At 67.0% G+C, this 20,512-nt stretch carries 16 protein-coding genes; 9 read left to right on the top strand and 7 right to left on the bottom strand.

The features are described from left to right. Positions 1-204: 204 nt before the first annotated feature. Entirely contained in the window at positions 205-1,113 is a 909-nt protein-coding gene (gene hemF, locus CFR78_RS07085; protein WP_034931497.1) for an oxygen-dependent coproporphyrinogen oxidase, read from the top strand. 116 nt (positions 1,114-1,229) lie between these two features. Continuing rightward, positions 1,230-2,312: a hypothetical protein gene (locus CFR78_RS07080; RefSeq protein ID WP_007399236.1), complete on the top strand. Its 1,083-nt coding sequence runs from the start codon at positions 1,230-1,232 to the stop codon at positions 2,310-2,312. Positions 2,313-2,339: 27 nt separating this feature from the next. Here the strand turns inward: CFR78_RS07080 and CFR78_RS07075 are convergent, their stop codons facing one another. The 5 genes from CFR78_RS07075 to CFR78_RS07055 all read right to left on the bottom strand — a co-directional run bounded on the left by CFR78_RS07075 (position 2,340) and on the right by CFR78_RS07055 (position 7,489). After that, positions 2,340-2,954, bottom strand: a complete 615-nt coding sequence (locus CFR78_RS07075) for a Smr/MutS family protein (protein ID WP_007399235.1) — start codon at positions 2,952-2,954, stop codon at positions 2,340-2,342. Positions 2,955-3,100: 146 nt separating this feature from the next. Continuing rightward, the gene (locus CFR78_RS07070; RefSeq protein ID WP_007399234.1) at positions 3,101-4,513 is read right to left on the bottom strand and encodes a cytochrome-c peroxidase; all 1,413 of its coding nucleotides are present in this window, start codon (positions 4,511-4,513) and stop codon (positions 3,101-3,103) included. An 82-nt stretch (positions 4,514-4,595) separates the two neighbouring features. Then, positions 4,596-5,486: a DNA-methyltransferase gene (locus CFR78_RS07065; protein WP_034931496.1), complete on the bottom strand. Its 891-nt coding sequence runs from the start codon at positions 5,484-5,486 to the stop codon at positions 4,596-4,598. A gap of 42 nt (positions 5,487-5,528) precedes the next feature. Continuing rightward, complete coding sequence (gene mltA, locus CFR78_RS07060) at positions 5,529-6,755, bottom strand: murein transglycosylase A (protein WP_034931494.1); 1,227 nt, start codon at positions 6,753-6,755, stop codon at positions 5,529-5,531. A gap of 47 nt (positions 6,756-6,802) precedes the next feature. Further along, the gene (locus tag CFR78_RS07055; RefSeq protein ID WP_139064304.1) at positions 6,803-7,489 is read right to left on the bottom strand and encodes a Tim44/TimA family putative adaptor protein; all 687 of its coding nucleotides are present in this window, start codon (positions 7,487-7,489) and stop codon (positions 6,803-6,805) included. Between the two features lie 202 nt (positions 7,490-7,691). Here CFR78_RS07055 and secB point away from each other — a divergent pair, with 202 nt between their 5' ends. Continuing rightward, positions 7,692-8,213, top strand: coding sequence for a protein-export chaperone SecB (gene secB / locus CFR78_RS07050; protein ID WP_034931491.1), 522 nt, complete (start codon positions 7,692-7,694; stop codon positions 8,211-8,213). 225 nt (positions 8,214-8,438) lie between these two features. Here the strand turns inward: secB and CFR78_RS07045 are convergent, their stop codons facing one another. Continuing rightward, the gene (locus tag CFR78_RS07045; protein ID WP_110581051.1) at positions 8,439-9,152 is read right to left on the bottom strand and encodes a uroporphyrinogen-III synthase; all 714 of its coding nucleotides are present in this window, start codon (positions 9,150-9,152) and stop codon (positions 8,439-8,441) included. A gap of 17 nt (positions 9,153-9,169) precedes the next feature. Beyond that, positions 9,170-10,252 (bottom strand): hydroxymethylbilane synthase, encoded by a 1,083-nt coding sequence (gene hemC / locus CFR78_RS07040; RefSeq protein WP_007399228.1) that lies wholly within the window; start codon positions 10,250-10,252, stop codon positions 9,170-9,172. 71 nt (positions 10,253-10,323) lie between these two features. Between hemC and tsaD the strand changes: the two genes are divergently transcribed. From tsaD to CFR78_RS07010, 6 genes are all read left to right on the top strand, one after another. Further along, entirely contained in the window at positions 10,324-11,439 is a 1,116-nt protein-coding gene (tsaD, locus tag CFR78_RS07035; RefSeq protein ID WP_034931487.1) for a tRNA (adenosine(37)-N6)-threonylcarbamoyltransferase complex transferase subunit TsaD, read from the top strand. Between the two features lie 106 nt (positions 11,440-11,545). Further along, the gene (locus tag CFR78_RS07030) at positions 11,546-12,517 is read left to right on the top strand and encodes an NAD(P)H-dependent glycerol-3-phosphate dehydrogenase (RefSeq protein WP_034931485.1); all 972 of its coding nucleotides are present in this window, start codon (positions 11,546-11,548) and stop codon (positions 12,515-12,517) included. Between the two features lie 105 nt (positions 12,518-12,622). Continuing rightward, entirely contained in the window at positions 12,623-13,108 is a 486-nt protein-coding gene (locus tag CFR78_RS07025; protein WP_007399225.1) for a glutathione peroxidase, read from the top strand. 22 nt (positions 13,109-13,130) lie between these two features. Next, on the top strand, positions 13,131-14,687 hold the full coding sequence (gene murJ, locus CFR78_RS07020; RefSeq protein ID WP_110581050.1) for a murein biosynthesis integral membrane protein MurJ: 1,557 nt from the start codon (positions 13,131-13,133) through the stop codon (positions 14,685-14,687). A gap of 108 nt (positions 14,688-14,795) precedes the next feature. Continuing rightward, the gene (mutS, locus tag CFR78_RS07015; RefSeq protein WP_034931480.1) at positions 14,796-17,405 is read left to right on the top strand and encodes a DNA mismatch repair protein MutS; all 2,610 of its coding nucleotides are present in this window, start codon (positions 14,796-14,798) and stop codon (positions 17,403-17,405) included. Positions 17,406-17,485: 80 nt separating this feature from the next. Next, a complete protein-coding gene (locus tag CFR78_RS07010; protein WP_039999363.1) occupies positions 17,486-20,383 on the top strand; it encodes a [protein-PII] uridylyltransferase in 2,898 nt (965 codons plus the stop codon). Positions 20,384-20,512: the final 129 nt, after the last annotated feature.

Raw genomic sequence — 20,512 nt, 5'->3', positions numbered from 1 at the left:
TTCAAATGGACCAGATCCGCCGACGACATCCTGCAGGCCGTCAAGCGATTCTGCCTCCGTACTACCAAAATCAGCGAAACTTCAGAATCAGGACACTAGCGGCTGGGAGCGTGCCCTTGCAATCGCCCGTCTTGCAATAGGCGGTGCAAACGGGCACCCGTAATATCCATTGCGAACGACCAGAACGGGCAGAATGATACAGCCATGACAACATCCCGCACCCCTGTCGCCCACGACGCCCTCAAGGATACGGCCCGGGCCTGGTTCGAAAGCCTGCGCGACCGGATCTGCAGCGCCTTTGAACAGATAGAGGACGAGGCCGCCGCCGCCGGCAGCCCCACCCTGCCCGGCAAAGAAGTCCCCGGCCGCTTCATCCGCACCCCGTGGGAGCGCACGAACGATGACGGCACGCCGGGTGGCGGGGGCGTGATCAGCCTCATGCGCGGGCGCGTGTTCGAAAAGGTGGGCGTGAACGTTTCCACCGTAAGCGGGGAGTTCAGCCCGGGCTTTCGCGATTCGATACCGGGGGCGGCACAGGACCCGCGCTTCTTTGCCACCGGCATAAGCCTTGTGGCCCATATGTGCAGCCCGCTTGTGCCCGCCGCCCACTTCAACACCCGCATGATCATCACCACGCAGGGCTGGTTTGGCGGCGGTGGCGACATCACCCCCATGTTCCCCGAAAGCGCCGAGGCCATCAGTGACGCCGCGCGCTTCCATGATGGCTTCCGGCTGGCCTGCGAAAAGCATGACCCGGACTACTATCCCCGCTTCAGGGAATGGTGTGACCGCTATTTCTACCTGCCCCACCGCAATGAACCGCGCGGGCTTGGCGGCATCTTCTATGACCGGCTCAACACCGGGGACCTGGACGCCGACTTTGCCTTCACGCGCGATGTGGGGCTGGGTTTTCTGGAAACCTACCCCGACATCGTGCGCGGGCGGATGATGGAACCGTGGACCGAGGCCCAGCGCAAGGCGCAGCTGGTCCGGCGCGGGCGGTATGTGGAGTTCAACCTGCTGCACGACCGGGGAACAATTTTTGGCCTTAAAACGGGTGGAAATACCGAAGCCATCCTCATGAGCCTTCCCCCGGAAGTCCACTGGCCATAAGAATAGCCCATGCCCGCCTTACCCACCCAGCCAGACCCGCTCCCGATCCCGCCCCGCCCGTTGCGACGGGGCCATGACCGGCAGGCGCCCCCCGCCCCCGCGCGCGTGGCACGACCATGATCACCCGCCGGGCCCTGCTGGGCATGCTGGCGGCGGGCACCGCCATGGGGCGGGCCATGGCGTCCGAACTGCCCCGGGAACGGCTGTCCATGCCGGCAAACCCGTCAGGCACGCCCGGCCTGCTGCTGGCCGGGGACCATAGCGCCATGGCCGACCGATGGAGCCCGATACTGCCCGCAGCCCTGGCACAGGGGTTTGGCCTGCCTGCCCCGTTGCCGGTGCGCAACACCGTGGGGCAGGACGGGGTAACGGGCGCCAACCTGTTCGACTCCCAGTTTGCATCCGATGGCATGATGGCGCTGGCGGCGCCCGGCTCGGCGCTTGTCTCCTCGCTGTGCGGTGACCTGCGCATCCATTTCGACTACAGCCGCTGGCTGCCGCTGCTGCTCAGCATGACGGTACCGGTCGTGATCGGGCGGGCGCAGCTGCACCGCAGCCTGGGCAATTTCATGCGTGACCGGCCGGTGCGCATTGCCGTATCCACCCTGACCGGCATCGAACTGCCCACCGTGCTGGCCATGAGCCTGTTCGGCCTGCGCCCCATTCCCGTAACCGGCCTGGCCACCCCGCAGGCCGCCGCCGCCGCCCTGCATGACAATCAGGTCGATGCCATACAAATCACCGACCCGCAGGGCGCGCCCGATACGATGGCGCTGGTCGAGTCACTGACACAGGCGGGCTTTGCCCCCCTGTTCACGCTGTCCACCCGCACCACCGCCTTCAGCGTGCAGGGACAGGCCGTGATGGGCATGGAGGACCGCCTGCGCCAGGATGCCCGTTCCGCGCTGGGCAGCCTGCTCTATGCCGCCTGGAAACCGCTGGCGGGGGCTGCGTCGGTTGACCTTGCCCTTGTGCTGCCCATGCTGACACAGGCCGCAACCCTTGCGCGCTGGCGCACGGCCACGGCTGCGGCCATGCGTGATGGCGCCATACAGGCCATGGGCCACGATACCGGCCGCACGCTGCTGACCGGCACGGACGCGACACAGGCGCTACAGCAGATTTCGGGCGATACCACGACCATCATGGCGCTGCGCCGCTGGCTTGCGGCCAAGCTGCCGACCTGGCGGCTGGACTAGGATAATAACGCAGGCCCCACGCGCATCCTAGCGCGATGCCCGGCCGGGCCGGCGCAGCAGCACGCGCACGGCACCCTGATTGGCGGAATGGGGATGCACCACCGCCAGGATCAGCCGCCCCAGATCCCCCCGCCCCAGCCAGAACGGCAGTTCCCGGCGCAGGATGCCACCATTATGGCCACTGCCCAGCCCGGTAATGATTTCAATGCAGCGCACGTTGTCCGCGTGCGCCTGAATGATGAAGGCATGCAGGCGATGGAACGCCGTCTGGGCCACCTGGCCATGCAGGTCCAGCCTGCGCGCGGGCCGCAGCTTGCCACTGACCAGGCCGCGCCAGCTCGTATCATCCAGCCCCGGCCTGCGCACACCAATCTCGAATGCGCCGCCCTTCCCTTTCTGCACGGTCACGGCGTGGGACGCGGTGGCATGCACGGCATGCACCGCCCCGGCCGTTATCCGCGCCATGATATCCGCCCGGTCCATGCCGGGCCTTGCATCAGGATCAGGTGGCGTGGCGGCAGGCGCGCGGCCCGTGGCGAAGGATGCGGGCGGAAGATGGCGGGCCGTGCGTAACGGCGCGATACCCTGCGCGAAGGCCGACCACAGGGCCTGTTCCTCCTCGTTCAGTCTGCGCTGCCTCACGGTCTGCTTCCCCTTCCCCGGCACCATGGCCTGCGGTGCATAGAATCACACCCGCCCGGGCAGGTCCATGGTTTCAGGCACGGACCATAACGCAAAAGCCCCGCCGCGTATGCGGCAGGGCCATGCAGGGGGCAAGCGGGAATTGGTCAGGGCGTCGTATTACGCAGGATCTCGCCCTGATAGCGCCCGGTCAGCGTATTGAGGAAAGCCACGATATCGGCCACGTCCTGATCGGAAATGCTGTGGTCGGGCGTCTGGTAGCGCGCCATCTTGCGCACCGCGTCATCCAGCGTCTTCACACTGCCGTCATGGAAATACGGCGCGGTCAGCGCGATGTTGCGCAGGTTGGGCACCTTGAAGCGTTCCATGTCCGCCGGGTTGTGGGTTACCGTGAAGCGTCCCTTGTCCGCATCGGTCAGGGCGCCCCCACGGGCGGCGAAATAGTCCCCTTCCAGCCCCATCGGCTCGAACGCCTGCCCGCCCATGGAAACCCCGGTATGGCAGCCAGAGCAGCCAATCTCCTTGAACAGCCTGTAGCCCTGCTTTTCCTGTGTGTTCAGGGCCGCGTCATCGCCCTTCAGGTACTGGTCAAAACGGCTGTCAGGGGTGATCAGTGTCTTTTCGTACTCCGCGATTGCCCCGGTAATGGTGGCCTGGTCAATCGTGTCGCTGCCAAAGGCGGCCTGGAAACCCGCAACATAGCTCGGGTCCTCACGCAGGTGGGCCGCCACGTCCGACCAGTCATGCGAACCCATTTCCAGCGGGTTCATGACCGGACCGGCCGCCTGGTCGGCCAGCGTCGCGGCGCGCCCGTTCCAGAACTGGCTTTTGTTGAACACCGCGTCAAATACGGTCGGCACATTGATCGGCCCCTTGCGGCCATAAATGCCCGTTGCCGTGACAAGCCCGTCCACACCACCATGCTGCAGGCTGTGGCAGCTTGCGCAGCTGGACTGCCCGTCCCCCGACAGGTGCCTGTCAAAGAACAGGCGCTGGCCCAGCGCCACCTTGGGCGCATCGACCGGCACGGATTCGGGTATCGGCTGCACGGGTTCGGCCGCGAACCGGTCGGCCACCCCTGAAGTGGCGTAATGCTGGCGGCGGACCTGTGCAATCCAGGCCAGCATGCTGTCACGCTGGGCGGCCGACAGGTGGGCATGCCAGTGCATGAGCAGGTACAGCGTGGGCGGCATGCGGTTCTGGTTGATCACTTCCTCGATGCGGGCCAGCGGCTCCTCATCGGGCACGCTGCCATTCTGCAGCGCGGTAATGACCGGCTCCACACGGAAATGCTTCAGCCCTTCCGCGCGGTCACGGCTCATGAGCGTATTGGCCACCGGCAGGCTGAAATAGAAGGGCAGGTCGACATTGGCCGCGTGGCAGTAGTCGCAGCGTGCCTCCCGCACCACATTCAGGGCGTTGGCGGACACGGCGTCCACGCCAGCCGCCGCGGGCGCCGGCGCCGTGGCGTGATCGAAATGCGTGAGATAGGCGACCGTCCCGCCATACACCACGCCGCCTGCGGCGATTGCCCCCAGAACTGCCTTCCTGACCGACATGCGAAATCCCCTTCCCAAGACTGGAAGTGGTTTTGGCCGATTCAGGAATTATTTGTCAATATAATCGTTTCAATGGAAACGATCAAACATTTCGATCATCCGTTCCGGCAGCACCCGCCGCCTGCGCCTGCATGGCCTGCCGGACCCGTTCACGCGCCACGTTGACATAGATGGTATCGAGATCGATCCCGATCCCCCGCCCCCCTTCCCGCACGGCCGCGACCAGCGTGGTGCCGGTGCCCATGAACGGGTCCAGCACCACGGGCGCGCTCTTGCCATGCAGGCGGATGCACATCTGCGGCAGCAGCACGGGAAACGTGCCGGGATGGTGAAATTTCTGCGCCCTGCCCTGCACGGTTTCATAGGGGATGAACCAGGTATCGCCCCGGCACCGGCGGTCCTGGCGGTGGCCACGGCGCACGATGTTGGACTTGTCCTTGTAGGGCACGCCGATATCAAGCCGCTTCAGTCCCACCTCCCCCTTCAGCGTCAGGTGGAACAGGTGCTCATGATTGCGGTTGAGGTAGCGGTGGCTGTTGACGGGCTTGAAATGGCCATGCGTGTCGACCCCGACCGAGATCGACTTGACCCACGAGATATGGTTCTGCAACACGAACAGTTCGCGCAGCCGGACCATCAGTTCGAACGGCAGCCACGGCTGGGCGGAAGACCCCGCGACATTGAGGAAGAACGAACCGTCGGGCCGCATGACCCGGCGCACTTCCGCCGCGACCTCGACCATCCAGTCCAGGTAGCCGTCTTCCTCCAGCCGGTCACGATAGGTGCGGTATTTCAGCCCGATATTGTATGGCGGCGAGGTGACGACCACATCCACGCTGGCCGCTTCCATGCGGCGCATGGCGCGCACGCAGTCGCCACGGACCAGCAGATGGGGACCTTCGGTGTAACGGACCGTCCGCGGCGGGCGGGGTGTCGGTACGGAAGCCTGCGCCGCGCGGGGTCGCCCTGTCATGATGTTCCTGCGCTCTTTACTCCGCCCCGGGCGGATCTGGTGTTACTGGGCGGATGCTTCGTGTTCGTGTTCGTGTTTCGGCCTGCTTCGCGGCACCAGCACGATCATCTGCCCACCCGAATGCAGGTTGCCCGCGGCCTGCGCCGCTTCCGGTCCCCAGCCCATATACAGGTCGGCACGGTCCGGTCCCTTGATGTCAGTGCCCAGATCCTGTGCGAAGTCAAGCCGCTCCCATGTTGCGGGGTGACCGTCCACCTGCACCTGTGCCTGCACCCATACCGGGCTGCCCAGCGGAATGTAGGCCCGGTCCACCGCAACCGAACGCCCCGGCACAAGCGACACGCCCAGCGCGCCCGGCGCACCGGCCCGGACGTCCGCTCCATCCAGTTCACGGAAGAAGACGTAGTTGGGGTTCTTCTCCATCATCTCCCGTGCCTTGTCGGGATTGGCCTCAAGCCAGCCGCGGATGGAGGCCATGTTCACGTCATCCGCACCCAGCAGCCCCTGCGCCACCATGACGCGCCCCAGCGGCACATAGGGCTGGCCATTCAGGCCATCAAAGCCAAGGCGGATGATCGTGTCATCGGGCAGGCGTACCCGCTCGGCCCCCTGTATCTGCAGGAAGAACAGGTCAACCGGATCGGCAAGCCAGAGCATTTCCAGCTTCTTGTGCGCAAGCCTCCCCTGATCGATCTCGGCACGGGTCCAGTAGGGCACGATCTGCCCGTCCTGCCTGCGGCCGGTCACGATATTGCCCTGTGCGTCGCGTTCACGCACCAGATCGGGCGGGCGGCGGTAGACCGGGGTCTGGTACATGCCCCCCCGCCGCAGGGAACCCCTGATCTCGGGTTCGTAATAGCCGGTAAACAGCATGCCACCCGCGCGCGGACCCGCCGGCATGGTGTAGGGACGGAACCACTGTTCAAAAAATGCCCGCGCCGCCGCCCGGTCGCCCACCGGCACGTCACGCGCGGCCTGGCAGGCCGCCTGCCAGTCCCCTACCACCCGGCCGGGACGGGACGTGGCTTCCCCCCCCAGGCTGCTGTCCGGGGGCAAGCTCGTGATCTTGTGGCAGTCTTCCAGGAATACGGACAGCGCCTCTTCCTGCGCGTCATTCTTCCATCCGGGCAGGGCATGGAAGGGGACATGACGTACCCGCGCCGGGGCGGGGCTGCGTTCCTGGGCGGCACCGGTGACGGGGGACTGGGTATGGCAGCCACACAGGGCAATAACGGCGCACAGCGGCGCAATATGCTTGAATACTTTCATGCACACAGACAGATCATGAGTTTATCGGGAAATTATGGCACGGCGGCCTATGCGCTGCGGCTGGCACCCAGCCGCCAGCCGGCCCCGGGCGCATTGACACCCAGCAGGCGCTCGAACGTCCACAGGTCCGAGAATTCGGTCACCGCGTCCACGCCGGCCACGGGGTGGCCGCTGCTGTCTACCGTCAGGCTGATCTGGTCCGATACGATCCGCACCTCAATACGGGCAAGGGGACTGGGGCCTGCGGCCTCATCCACTTCCGCGCCGATGATGGCGATGTCGGTAATGTCACGGATTTCACTGCGCAGGACCTCGCCCGCCTGCTGGCGGGACTGGATCGCCGCCTCGAACGCGCCAAAGGTGGCGGCTGTCAGCCGTTCGCGCAGCACGTCCAGATCACCCGCCGCATAGGCACCCACGATCTGGCGGAAGGCGGTCTCGGTTCCCCGGGCGAATTCCTGGGGTGTGAAGCCGGGCTGGAGGGCCGCGATGCGGGCCAGCACGCCGCCCACGCGGGTATCAGGAGTGGGAATTTCATAGGTAATGGCGGGCGGCGGGGGTTCGACAGGCTTTTCCACCATCGGCTGGGCCGCGGGCTGGGCCGCCATGGGGCGCACCGCCGGTTCGGCCCCGACCCTGCGGCCGAGGATGCTGCGCAGGCGCAGGACAAGGAAGACAGCCACCAGCCCCAGAACAACAAGATCCAGCGGAAAATGACCAGAGATAAAATTCATGCCGCGCGTCCATAACGGCAGGCGGGCGCCCTGCCAGAAGTTACCCTGCGCCACAACATAGGCAAGGCCCTTTGCCAGCACAATGCACAAGAGGCGTTAAAATTCCGGCACGCGGTATGGCATCGCCCGCATGCCCATGCTACGGCCAGAGAATACGGGATTCTTTCCTTTTTCCACTGACCTCCGGGAAATACAGACAAGCATGTCCGACACGACCCAGCCGACCAGCCCTGAAAACGGCCAGAGCGCGCCCCCCGCCCTTCCGCTGGCAATCAACCTTCAGTACATCAAGGACCTTTCGTTCGAGGTGCCCGCCGGGGCGGAAATATTCGCAACGCTGCGCACCAACCCGCAGATCTCGGTCAACATCGACGTGCAGGCCAACCGCCTGGAACAGGAACAGCCGGTGTTCGAGGTGGTCCTGACCGTAAAGGCCGAAGCGAGCGAAGCCCCGCAGACCGAGGGCGGCCCCGCCGGCCGGCCGGTTTTCATTGCCGAGCTGTCCTATGCGGCAATCGCGACACTGAACAACCCGCCCGCCGAGCTGATCGAGCCGATCCTGCTGGTGGAAGTGCCGCGCCTGATCTTCCCCTACGTGCGCAATATCCTGAGCGAAGTCACGCGCGATGGCGGCTTCCCGCCCGTGGTGCTGCAGCCGATCGACTTCGTGGCGCTGTGGCAGGCCAAGCGCAACTCGTTCGACCAGACGCCAGGCCATGCCTGAGCCTGTGTCGGGCCACATAGCCTGACCAAGGCAGCCAGAAAGGCCGGGGGCATCGCGCTCCCGGCTTTTTTTATACAAGGTCGCGCATACGCCCCGCGCGCCAGCCCGGCCTGAAAAGTATCAGGGAAGGTTCTGGTGAAGCTTTTTTTCAAAAAGCTTCAAGAAACGCCGCCCTTTTTGAAAAAGGGCGGCACCCAAAAAGTTTTATCGTTTTTTATCAAATGGTTAATTTGAATCAGGTCGCCCAAGGCTGTCCAGCATGGCGTCCTGGTCGGGATGGGTCGCCACCCTTACGGCCCGCCAGTGCGGCCCGCCCGTCAACGCCGCCGCAACCGTGCCCGACATGGCAATCGCGTCCACCCGCGCCAGCATCCCCGCCACAACCGGGCCCAGCGCCGCCACGAAGGCTTCCGCCGTGCGGGTGGAATAGAACATGACCGCCGCCACCTGCTCCGCCCGCAGATCCGCTTCCGTCGCATCGGGCAGCACCCGCACCGGTTCGATGGCATAGACACACCGCCGCGCCACGCGGAAACCGGCACCGCGGAGTTCATTTGCCATGTCGCCCCCATAGCCACGCCCGACCGCCAGCAGCAGCCTGCTTCCCGCCCGGCAGGACGCACGCAGCAGCGCCACAAGCTCCGCCGCCGTGCCGGAGGCCGGAATGACATGACTGAAACCCGCCGCCCGTGCCCGGCGGGCCGTCGCCTGCCCCACCACATAGCAGGGGCAGGCATGCAGGCGCGGATCATCCAGCGCCGCAAGGGCCTGCCCGCTGGTCAGCACAACGGCATCGGGACGGAAGGCCCCCAAGGTCAGGCCAAGGGGCACGACATGCAGCATGGGGGCCGCGATGGGCCGCCACCCTGCCCCCGCCACTGCCGCCATGGTGGGGGCAAGGCCGGGCGGGGGGCGGGTAATGATCACCCCGTCACGCATGGGCGCGACAGGAGCGGTTATTTTTCTTCAACAAAAATATCGGCCGGGCTGTCGGCCCGCAGGCTGCGGCCAAGGTCGCGCCCCAGACGCGCCGCATCCGCCGGTGCCCCGCTTATGGAGCGCTTGAGCAGGAACGACCCGTCCTCCCGCGCGACAAGGCCGGTCAGGTGCAGTTCCGGTGCGCCACCAGCCACCACCGGGATCAGCCGGGCGTAACCGCCAATGGGGGTGCGGCACGACCCGTCCAGTTCCGCCAGCAGCGCGCGCTCGGCCGTGGCGACGGCGCGGGCCTCGTAATCCTCGATGGCGGAAAGCAGTTCGCGCAGTTCCACGTCGCTTTCCCGCACGGTCACGCCCACGATCCCCTGTCCGGCGGCGGGCACCATGATGGTGGGGTCAAGGATCACGTCGGCGCGGTCTTCCATGCCCAGCCGGCGCAGCCCGGCATAGGCCAGCAGGGTGGCATCGCACTGACGCGCGGCCAGCTTGTCCAGCCGGGTCTGCACATTGCCGCGCAGCAGGCCGAATTTCAGGTCCGGGCGCACATGCAGCATCTGCGCCTGGCGGCGGACAGAGGCACACCCCACCAGCGCGCCCTGCGGCAGTACGGAATACGGGTCCGCCGGGTCCGGCTCCCCACAGCCGGGACCAAGGATCAGTACATCACGCGCATCCTCGCGCTTGAGCGTGCAGGCCAGCACCAGCCCCGGCGGCAGCGTGGTCTCCAGATCCTTCAGGCTATGCACCGCGAAGTCGATCCGCCCATCCAGCAGGGCTTCATGGATTTCCTTGGCGAACAGGCCCTTGCCGCCAATTTCCGCCAGCTTGCGGTTCTGCACCTGATCGCCCGTGGTGCTGATCTGGTGTTCCTGGAACGCCCCCATGTCCCGCAATACAGGGCAGAAACGGGTCAGGACCGTAAGGAACGCCCGTGTCTGGACCAGCGCCAGCGGAGAGGCACGCGTTCCGACCTTCAGCGGCAGCTGCCGCCGGTGGGGTTCGGGATGTGTGGCTTCCTTTCGCTGGCGTGCAGCAGCCTCGGCCGCGACTTTCTGTAGCGCGGACGACGGAAACGGGGCGGATGGCTTTGCGGACTCCATATCGCGTGTCTATTACCGCACCGCGATAAAGGAAAGATGACATTCGCCACACCCGCATTGTAAATTGCGCCATGCCCGATACCGAACAGACAGGCCCCGATCTGCCAACTCCCGTTATGGCCATTGAATCTTCGTGCGATGACACCGCCTGCGCCATCGTGCGCGCGGATGGCGAGATACTGGCAGAAACGACATTATCGCAATCCGGCCATGTGCCATTTGGCGGGGTCGTGCCCGAAATCGCGGCCCGTGCCCATCTTGCCGCCCTGCCTGGCCTTGTGCGTGACACGCTGGCCCGGGCGGGCCTGCGCCCCCGTGACCTGGGCGCCATTGCCGCAAGCTGCGGGCCGGGGCTGATTGGCGGGCTGATCGTGGGTGCTGACATGGGCAAGGGCATGGCCATTGCGCTGGACCGGCCCTTCATTGCCGTCAACCATATCGAGGCCCATGCCCTCAGCCCCCGCCTGCCCGGCGTGGCCGGCAATGGCGCGCCCTTTCCCTACCTGCTGCTGCTGGTCTCGGGCGGGCACTGCCAGTGCATCGCGGTGGAAGGGGTGGGCCATTACCGCAGGCTGGGCGGCACGATTGATGACGCGGCGGGCGAGGCGTTTGACAAGGTGGCCAAGATGCTGGGCCTGGGCTGGCCCGGCGGCCCGGCAGTGGAACGGCTGGCGCTGGAAGGCGACCCGTATGCCATTACCCTGCCCCGCCCGCTTATGGGCCGGGCCGGGTGCGATTTTTCCTTCTCCGGCCTGAAAACCGCCGTGGCGCAGAAACTGCCCGCCGAGGTGCGGACAGCCCTGCCACGCCCGCTTGCCGCCGATATTGCTGCAGGCTTCCAGCAGGCGGTCAGCGATATCGTGATCGACCGCCTTGGCCACGCGCTGGACATGATGGAACGCCCCACCACGCTGGTGGTGGCGGGCGGCGTTGCGGCCAATGGCGTGCTGCGGGCGCGCCTGCGGGCATTCGCCCATGAACATAACCTGCCCTTCGCCGCCCCGCCGCTGCGCCTGTGCACGGACAACGCGGTGATGGTGGCATGGGCCGCAATCGAGACCATGCGCGCGCGCCGGGCGGCGGGACTGCCCATACCCGATGATATCGCCCTGCGCCCCCGTCCGCGCTGGCCACTGGCGGAGATGGCACAGCGGATGACCGCGACAGGCACCGACATCCCCGCCTGACATCGCGGCGGCAGACAGCCCCTTGCACCGCAACCCGGACAGGCGCACTGCGATAAGGCAACACCAGAATGCCGGATACGGCACACGATGCTCAGGGAACGAACGGATGACCCATACCGCACGGATTGCCGTGATTGGCGCAGGCGCATGGGGCACGGCCCTTGCGCTGCAGGCCGCGCGCGCGGGGGCGGAGGTCTGCCTGTGGGCGCGCGACCCCGCCACCATGTCCGCGGGCCGCGTCATGCCGCGCCTGCCGGGCTATGCGCTGCCCGCCGCCATTACGGTTACCGGCACCCTGCCGCGCCAGGCCGACCTGATCCTGCTGGCCTGCCCCACCCAGCACCTGCGCGCGACAGCGCGCACCGTACCGCCCTGCGCGCCCATGATCGCATGCTGCAAGGGAATCGAACAGGCAACCGGCCTCATGCCCCTGCAGGTACTGGCCGAACTGTTCCCCCACAGCATGCTGGGCGTGCTGTCCGGCCCCAATTTCGCGCATGAGGTCGCCGCGGGCCTGCCTGCCGCCGCCGTGCTGGCCTGTGCCGAGCGCACGCAGGCGCGCAGGCTGGCCGACCTGCTCACCACCCCCGCCTTCCGCCTTTATGCCAGTGATGACCCGACCGGCGTGCAGATCGGGGGGGCCGCCAAGAACGTGGTGGCCATCGCGGCAGGGGCCGCCATGGGGGCCAGACTGGGGGAAAATGCACGCGCGGCCCTGATCACCCGCAGCATTGCCGAGCTTGGCCGCCTGTCCCATGCGCTGGGGGGGCGGCCGGAAACCCTGTCCGGCCTTGCAGGAATCGGGGACCTGCTGCTGACCTGCACCGGCCTTGCCTCGCGCAATTACCGGCTGGGGCTGGCCATTGGCAACGGCACCCCCGCGCAGGAAGCCGCCAATGCACTGGAAGGTGTTGCCGAAGGCATGGCCACCGCCCCCGCCCTGCACGACCTGGCCCGGCGCCACGGGGTGAACGCGCCGGTCATCGCCACCGTGGCCAGCCTGCTGGCGGGCACGACCACCATGGCTGACGCCAGCAGGCAGCTTCTGGCGCGGCCGGTGGGACATGAATTTGCCTGAGGCGACCACCCCATACATCCCACATCTGCAAACAGGCGGCTTGACCCCCGGCAGCGCAGCCTGCAATCCGGTCCTTCCGGCGCGCATACGAGACCGAGCATCCCGATGACCACACTATACGATTTCATCCTGCCTGCCCTCAACGGACCCGACATCGACCTGTCGAAGCTGCGGGGCAAGCCGATCCTGATTGCCAACACCGCCTCCAAATGCGGATTCACCCCGCAATACGAGGGCCTGCAGAGCCTGTGGACGACATGGCGCAGCCATGACCTGACGGTCATTGGCGTGCCATCAAACGATTTTGGCGCGCAGGAACCGGGCACGGCCGAACAGATCGGTACGTTCTGCCAGCGCAACTACAACGTCACCTTCCCGCTTGCCGCCAAAAGCCATGTCCGGGGGCCACAGGCCATCCCGCTGTTCCGCTGGCTGGCGCGTGAGGGCGGGTTCCTGTCGCTGCCACGGTGGAATTTCTACAAATACCTGATCGGGCGCGACGGGCAGCTGGTCAACTGGTTCACTTCCGTCACCTCGCCCGAATCCCGGCGGGTGCGCATGGCGGTCGAACGCGCGGTGATGGACCACTGATGCCGCGCAGCCGCCGCGCGCCATGCTGAAGGGATTCCTGACCGTAAGCGGCTGGACCATGATCAGCCGCCTGCTGGGACTGGTGCGTGACCAGCTGCTGGCGGCCCTGCTGGGCACGGGGGTGGCGCAGGATGCGTACCAGATCGCCTTCCGCCTGCCCAACATGTTCCGTCGCCTGTTTGGCGAGGGCGCGCTCAACGCCGCCTTCGTGCCCCTGTTCTCCAGCCTGCTGGAGCGCGAAGGCAGGGAGACCGCCCAGCGCTTCGCCAGCGAGACGATGAGCGTGCTGCTGTCATGGCTGCTGCTGCTGACCGTGCTGGGCGAGGTCTTCATGCCCGGCGTGCTGCGCCTGATCGCCCCGGGCTTCACGCACGGGGGCGTGCGCGATTCGCTGGCCATATCGCTCAGCCGCATCACCTTTCCCTACCTGCTCATGATCTGCGGGGCGGCACTCGTATCCGGCGTGCTGAACGGCATGCACCATTTTGGCGTGGCGGCGGCGGCCTATGTCAGCTTCAACGTGGTGGGGATTGCGGCCATCCTCGTCCTGCCCCCCTTTACCGACGATGTGGCGCATGCCGCCGCGTGGGGGGTAAGCGTATCGGGCGTGATCCAGTTCGGCATCCTGCTTTACGCGGCGCGGCGGGCGGGCATGCGCCTGCGGCTGGTCGTGCCGTGGATCACGCCACAGATCCGCACGCTGCTGGCGCGCATGGGGGTGGGGCTGGTAGGCAGCGGCATTACCCAGATCAACTTCCTGGTCGATACCATCATCGCCACCCTGCTGCCCGAGGGCAGCGTGTCACTCATGTATTTTGCCGACCGGGTCAACCAGCTGCCGCTGGGCGTGCTGGGGGCGGCGGCGGGCACGACCCTGCTGCCCGTGCTGACCCGGTACCTGGCGGCAGGCGACATTGCGGGCGCGCACACCACCCAGAACCGGGCCATATCCTATGCCCTGATCCTGACGCTGCCCGCGGCGGCGGGGCTGCTGGTGGTCGCCGCCCCGATCATGATGGCGCTGTTCGGGCATGGGCAGTTTTCGGCGCATGACGCGGTCCTGGCCGCGCAGTCGCTGCGGGCCTATGCGGTGGGACTGCCCGCCTTCGTGCTGGTCAAGGTGCTCTCGCCCGGCTTCTTCGCGCGCGGTGACACGCGCACGCCGGTACTGGTGGGCATGGGCACGCTTGTGCTGAATTTCGTGCTCAACCTGAGCTTCATGCACTGGCTGGCGCATGTCGGCCCGCCACTGGCCAGCAGTCTGGCCGCCATGGTCAATGCGGGCGTGCTGGCATGGCTGCTCATGCGGCGCGGCGCGCTGCTGCCCGATGCCGGGCTGGCGCGCCAGCTTGCGGGCATGCTGGGCTGCGCGGGCCTTATGGCCGGGGGGCTTGTCGTGCTGGGCCAGACCCCGCTGGGTGGGGCGATGCAGGCGGGGGCGCTCATGCGGCTGGTGGATGTGGGCGTGCTGATCATGCTGGGGGTGGCGCTCTATCTGGGGGCGCTGCAGCTGCTGGGGGTGGCGGATGTGGGGCAGGCCGTGGCCGCGATCAGGCGGCGGCTGGGCCGGACCGGCTAGCCCACCGGCATCCCGCTGGCATCCCGCTGGCATCCCGCTGGCATCCCGCTGGCATCCCGCTGACATATCCCACTGGCGAATCCTCCACCCCGTCGCTAGACAACGGGAATGACATTCCCATCCCCCGAAGGCGCCACCCCCGCCATGGCGCAGTGGTTTGCGCTCAAAGCCGAACACCCCGACGCCCTGCTGTTCTTCAGGATGGGGGATTTCTACGAACTGTTCTTCAATGACGCGGAAGCTGCCGCCGCAGCCCTGGACATATCGCTGACCGCGCGCGGCACGCATGGGGGGGAGCCCATTGCCATGTGCGGCGTGCCGGTGCATGCGGCGCAGGCCTATCTGGCGCGGCTGATCCGGCGCGGCTTCCGGGTATCGGTGGCCGAACAGACCGAGCAGCCGCGCAAGGGCCGCCCCGCATCCAAGGGACCGCTGCGGCGCGAGGTCGTGCGCCTGATCACGCCGGGCACCCTGACCGAGGACGAACTGCTTGAGGCCGGGCGGCAGAACCTGCTGGCCGCCATCATCTGCCCCGGCGCGCGCGGGGGGGGCAATCCGGGGATCGCCTGGATCGACATCTCGACCGGCCTGTTCGAGACCGCCACCGTGCCGGCGGCCGACCTGCACGACCTGCTGGGCCGGCTGGACCCGGCGGAAATCCTGTGCGCCGACAACGTGGACCTGGGTGATTTCGCCCCACGCCGCACGCCTGTCGTCCCCCCCGCCAGCGTGGACGCGGCCCGCGCGCGCATGGCCGAAGCCTTTGGCGTGGCAAGCCTTGATGCCTTTGGCACCTTCAGCGATGCGGAGGCGCTGGCCGCGGCCTGCGCCATCGACTACATCCGCCGCAGCCAGGCGGGCCAGCTGCCCCGCCTGTCACACCCCCGCCCCAGCGACAGCCAGGACGTGCTGGGCCTGGACCCCGCGACCCGCGCCAGCCTGGACCTGCTGCGCACGCGCGATGGCACGACGGAACACACCCTGTTCGCCGCGGTCAGCCGCACCGTGACCGCCGCGGGCAGCCGCATGCTGGCGGACTGGATCGCGGCCCCCCTGACCGACCCCGCCCGCATCACGCGCAGGCAGGCGGGCTGGACATGGCTGCTGGACAAGCCGGGCATACGCGACGACCTGCGCGCGGCACTCCGCACAGCCCCCGACATGGCGCGCGCATTGGGGCGGCTGTCGCTCGGGCGCGGGCAGCCACGGGATGCGGTGGCCATCCGCCTGGCACTGGAAGTGGCGCGTGCGATCCGGCGCATCCTGGGGGCGCAGCCGGAACTGCCCCCCATCATGGCGGGGGTCATGGGCCATCTTGACCGCGCGCGTGAACTCGAGGCCCTGCTGGGCCGCGCCCTGAGCGAGAACCCGCCCGCGCGCATGGATGATGGCGGCATCATCGCCACCGGATTTGACACCGAGCTCGATGCCCAGCGCGAACTGCGCGATGGCAGCAGGCGCGTCATCGCGGCCCTGCAGCACGACTATGCCGAAAGCCTTGGTGTCTCCAGCCTCAAGATCCGCCACCATGCCCAGCTTGGCTATGTGATCGAGGTACCCGCCGCCGCAGCCAGCCGCCTGCGCGGGCGTGATGACCTGATCATGCGCCAGGGTACCGCCAGCGCCAGCCGTTTTTCAACCGAGCGGCTGATCGCGCTGGACCAGCAGATCGCGCAGGCGGCCGAGAACGCGGCCCTGCGCGAGCGGCATCTGTTCACGCAGGTCGTCTGCCAGATCCTGGACGAGACGGCGCTGCCCGACATCGCCGCCGCGCTGGCCTGCATCGACATCCTGCAGTCCTGCGCGCTGCTGGCCGGGGGGGGCACATGGTGCTGCCCCGCCGTGATGGATGACACGTCCTTCACCATCCGCGCGGGCCGCCACCCGGTGGTCGAGGCGGCACTCCCGCGCAACGCACGCTTCACACCCAATGACTGCGATCTGGAGCCCGATCACCGCATCATGCTGCTGACCGGGCCGAACATGGCGGGCAAGTCCACCTTTTTGCGGCAGACGGCGCTGGCCGTCATCCTGGCGCAGGCGGGGCTGCCGGTAGCGGCGGCTTCCATGCGCATCGGGGTGGTGGACCGCCTGTTCTCGCGCGTGGGGGCGGCTGACGACCTTGCGCGCGGGCGCTCGACCTTCATGGTGGAAATGACCGAGACGGCGGCCATCCTGAACCAGGCGGGTCCGCGCTCGCTGGTGGTGGTGGACGAGATCGGGCGCGGCACCTCCACGCTGGACGGGCTGGCCATTGCCTGGGCGGTGCTGGAAACGCTGCATTCCACCCTGCGCTGCCGGGCCATCTTCGCCACACATTTCCATGAACTGGCAGAACTGTCGGACAGCATGCCCCGCCTGTCCCCCCACACCATGAGCGTGCGGGAATGGAAGGGGCAGGTGATCTTCCAGCATGAAGTCGTTCCCGGTTCCGCCCGGCGCAGCTGGGGGGTGCATGTCGCCCGCCTGGCGGGCGTGCCGGAACCTGTGGTGCGGCGCGCGGGGCGCCTGCTGGCCATGCTGGAAAAGGAACGCGGCAGGCAGGCCCCGCCCCTGCCACTGTTCGAGCAGCAGCCCCCCCGCACCGAAGCGGAACCGGCCGCCCCCACCGTGCCACCCGCCGCGCACGCGCTGCTGGCGGAACTGGACCCCGATGCGCTCAGCCCGCGCACGGCGCTGGAAATGCTGTATAAACTCAAAAAACTGATGAAACCCTGACACACCTCTGGACCTGACCCCACCAAGGGCTGCACACTCCCTGCTCCCGTCGCCACATATCAGGACGCCACCTGGCCACAATGTCCAACGCAGCCCCCTCCTCCGCCACCTCTGTCGATGCGATGACAGACGCCCTTCACGCAGCCCTGCTTCCCCCCGGAAGCGGTGAGGGCGGGCCTGTCCCGCCGCGTGAGGAAGCCATCGGCCTGGTCCGCCGCCACCTGTCGCGCTACCAGGCCCATGTGCGCGAGGCGTTCGAGCACCACCGTCTGGGCGGGGCGGAAGCCGGCAAGCTGCTGGCCGCCTATACGGACGGGATGATCCGCGTGCTGGCCGCCTTCGCCATGCGCCAGACGGGCATCGACTCGCAACCCGAGGCCCCTTTCGCCATCGCGGCCACGGGTGGGTACGGCCGCGGACTGCTGGCCCCTTTCAGCGATATCGACCTGCTGTTCCTTACCCCCGACGGGGAAGTGGAAAACGTGCGGGCCTGCGTGGAATACATCCTGTATTTCCTGTGGGACCTGGGGCTGAAGGTCGGCCACGCGACGCGCACCATCAATGAATGCATTGCCGAGGCGGAGGCCGATACCACGGTCCGCACCACGCTGCTCGATGCCCGCATCCTGACGGGCAGCGAGTCGCTGTTCGAGATGTTCCAGGCCCGCTACATCGTGGCCTGCGTGCGCGCGGGCGCCGACCGCTTCATAAGCGACAAGCGCAAGGAACGTTTCGCCCGCCACCAGCGATTCGGGGACAGCCCGTACCTGGTCGAACCCAATGTAAAGGAAGGCCGTGGCGGCCTGCGTGACCTGCAGACGCTGTACTGGATGTGCCGCTACACCTTCGGCACCCGCCATGTATCGGACCTGCTGGCCCCCGGCTTCAGCGAACTCGGGCTGCTGACCGAACCCGAGGCCAAGCGCGCGCGCCGGGCGTGGGACTTCCTGTGGCGGGTGCGCTTCCACCTGCATTACGTATCGGGCCGGGCGGAGGAACGCCTGACATTCGACGTGCAGCCCGTGGTGGGTGGCCGCATGGGCTATACGCGCCATGGGCGGCAGGTGGGGGTGGAACGCTTCATGCGCCACTACTTCCTGACCGTGCGCGAGGTCATGCGCCTGACCCTGGTGCTGGAGCCCGCCGTACTGCGCCAGGCGCTGGGACCGGTTGCCAATGCACCCGAAGCCGACAGCCAGATGCGCGACGCGGGCTTTACCGTGCTGGATGGCCGCATCCTGCCCCAGCGCGGCACGTCGTTCGAGGACGAACCCATCCAGATGATGCGCCTGCTGGACTGGGCCAAGAAGCGCAAGCTGCCCATCCACCCCATGGCCATGCACCAGCTGATCCGCTGGGAACGCAAGGCCGCCAGCCTGCGCGGCGACCCCGAGACCGCGCGCATCTTCCTTGACCTCATGTGTGGCGACCCGCCCGAGCGCGCCGCCCGCACCCCGCGCACGGGCGAGACGGCGGAAGCACCCGATGCCTCCCCCAGTTTCCACCTGATGGATGAGGGGCGGCGCAAGGGCAATGCCTACTGGCTGCACATCCTCAACGAGACCGGGCTCATGGGCCGCCTGCTGCCCGACTGGTCGCGCGTTGTGGGGCAGATGCAGTTCGACACCTACCATGTGTTCACGGTGGATGAGCACATCATCGACGCGCTGCGCATCCTGGGCCGGGTGGAACATGGCCAGATGGCCGACGAGATCCCCGTTGCCTACGATCTTGCGCGCAACCTGCATTCCCGCCGGGCGCTGTATGTGGCGGTCATGCTGCATGACATTGCCAAGGGCCGGGGGGGTGACCATTCCGAGATCGGATCGCAGATCGCGCTGTATGTCTGCCCCGAACTGGGCATGGACAGCGAGGAGACGGAAACCGTATCGTGGCTGGTGCTGCATCACCTGCTGCTCAGCCATACCGCCTTCCAGCGCGATATTGACGACCCCAAGACCATCCTTGACCTGGCCGACATCATCCAGTCGCCCGAGCGGCTGCGCCTGCTGCTGCTGCTGACAATCGTGGACATGCGCGCGGTGGGGCCCCGCGTATGGAATGCGTGGAAGGCGACGCTGCTCAACGAGCTGTACATGCGCGTGGCCGAAGTGCTGGAAGGCAGCCTTGCCACCACCGAGCGCGACGTGCGCGTAGAGCGCGCCAAGACCGCCACCGCCCAGTGGCTGATGGAAGACGGGATGGATGAAGCCACTGTCCAGCATTTCATGGGGCTGGGCTATGGCAGTTACTGGCTGTCCTTCGACCATGACACCCATGCCCGCCATGCCCTGCTGATTGCCGAGTCCGAGCGGCTGCATTCCCCCCTTACGGTCGAGACCCAGCCCCTGCCCGCGCGCGGGGTGACGGAAGTCACGATCTATGCCGCCGACCATCCGGGCCTGTTTTCCAAGATCGCGGGGGCGGTGGCCATTGCCGGGGCCTCGATCGTGGATGCGCGCATCCATACCATGACCAACGGCATGGCGCTGGATACGCTGTGGATTCAGGATGCGGGCGGGGCCGCCTTCGAGGAACCGCAGCAGCTTGGCCGCCTGTCGCTGCTGATCGAACAGGCGCTGACGGGCCATATCGACATCAACCGCGAGATTGCCCAGTGCGGCCGCAGGCTGAGCGGGCGGCGCATGCGCGCGATCCATGTGCCGCCGCGCGTGGTGATTGACAACCGTGCCTCCAATACCTGCACGGTGGTGGAAATAAACGGGCGTGACCGCCCCGGCCTGCTGCATGACATCACGGCCGCACTGAGCGAGCAGAAACTGCAGATCGCCTCGGCCCATATCACCACCTATGGCGTACGGGCGGTGGACGTCTTTTATGTCAAGGACCTGTTCGGCCTCAAGATCACGGACAGGGAACGCCTCGACCGCATACGCACCACCCTGCTGGCCGGGTTGCAGGAAGCGGAAGCGGCGGCGCAGCGCCGCTCCTCCGAACTGGAGAGCATCACGATCTGAAGCCCGGAAAGCGTGTGAAAAGCCTGCCCTGATATCCTTCAAACCATCAAGACGTTCTTGGTGAAGCCTTTTTCAAAAGGCTTCAGAAGATGTCACGTGCCTGAACAGAGACGACACCCGGAAGCCTTC

The organism is Komagataeibacter rhaeticus (assembly GCF_003207855.1).
Lineage (GTDB): Bacteria > Pseudomonadota > Alphaproteobacteria > Acetobacterales > Acetobacteraceae > Komagataeibacter > Komagataeibacter rhaeticus.
Note: the sequence above shows the minus strand (reverse complement) of the source record. Positions and strands in the feature narration are given on the sequence as shown.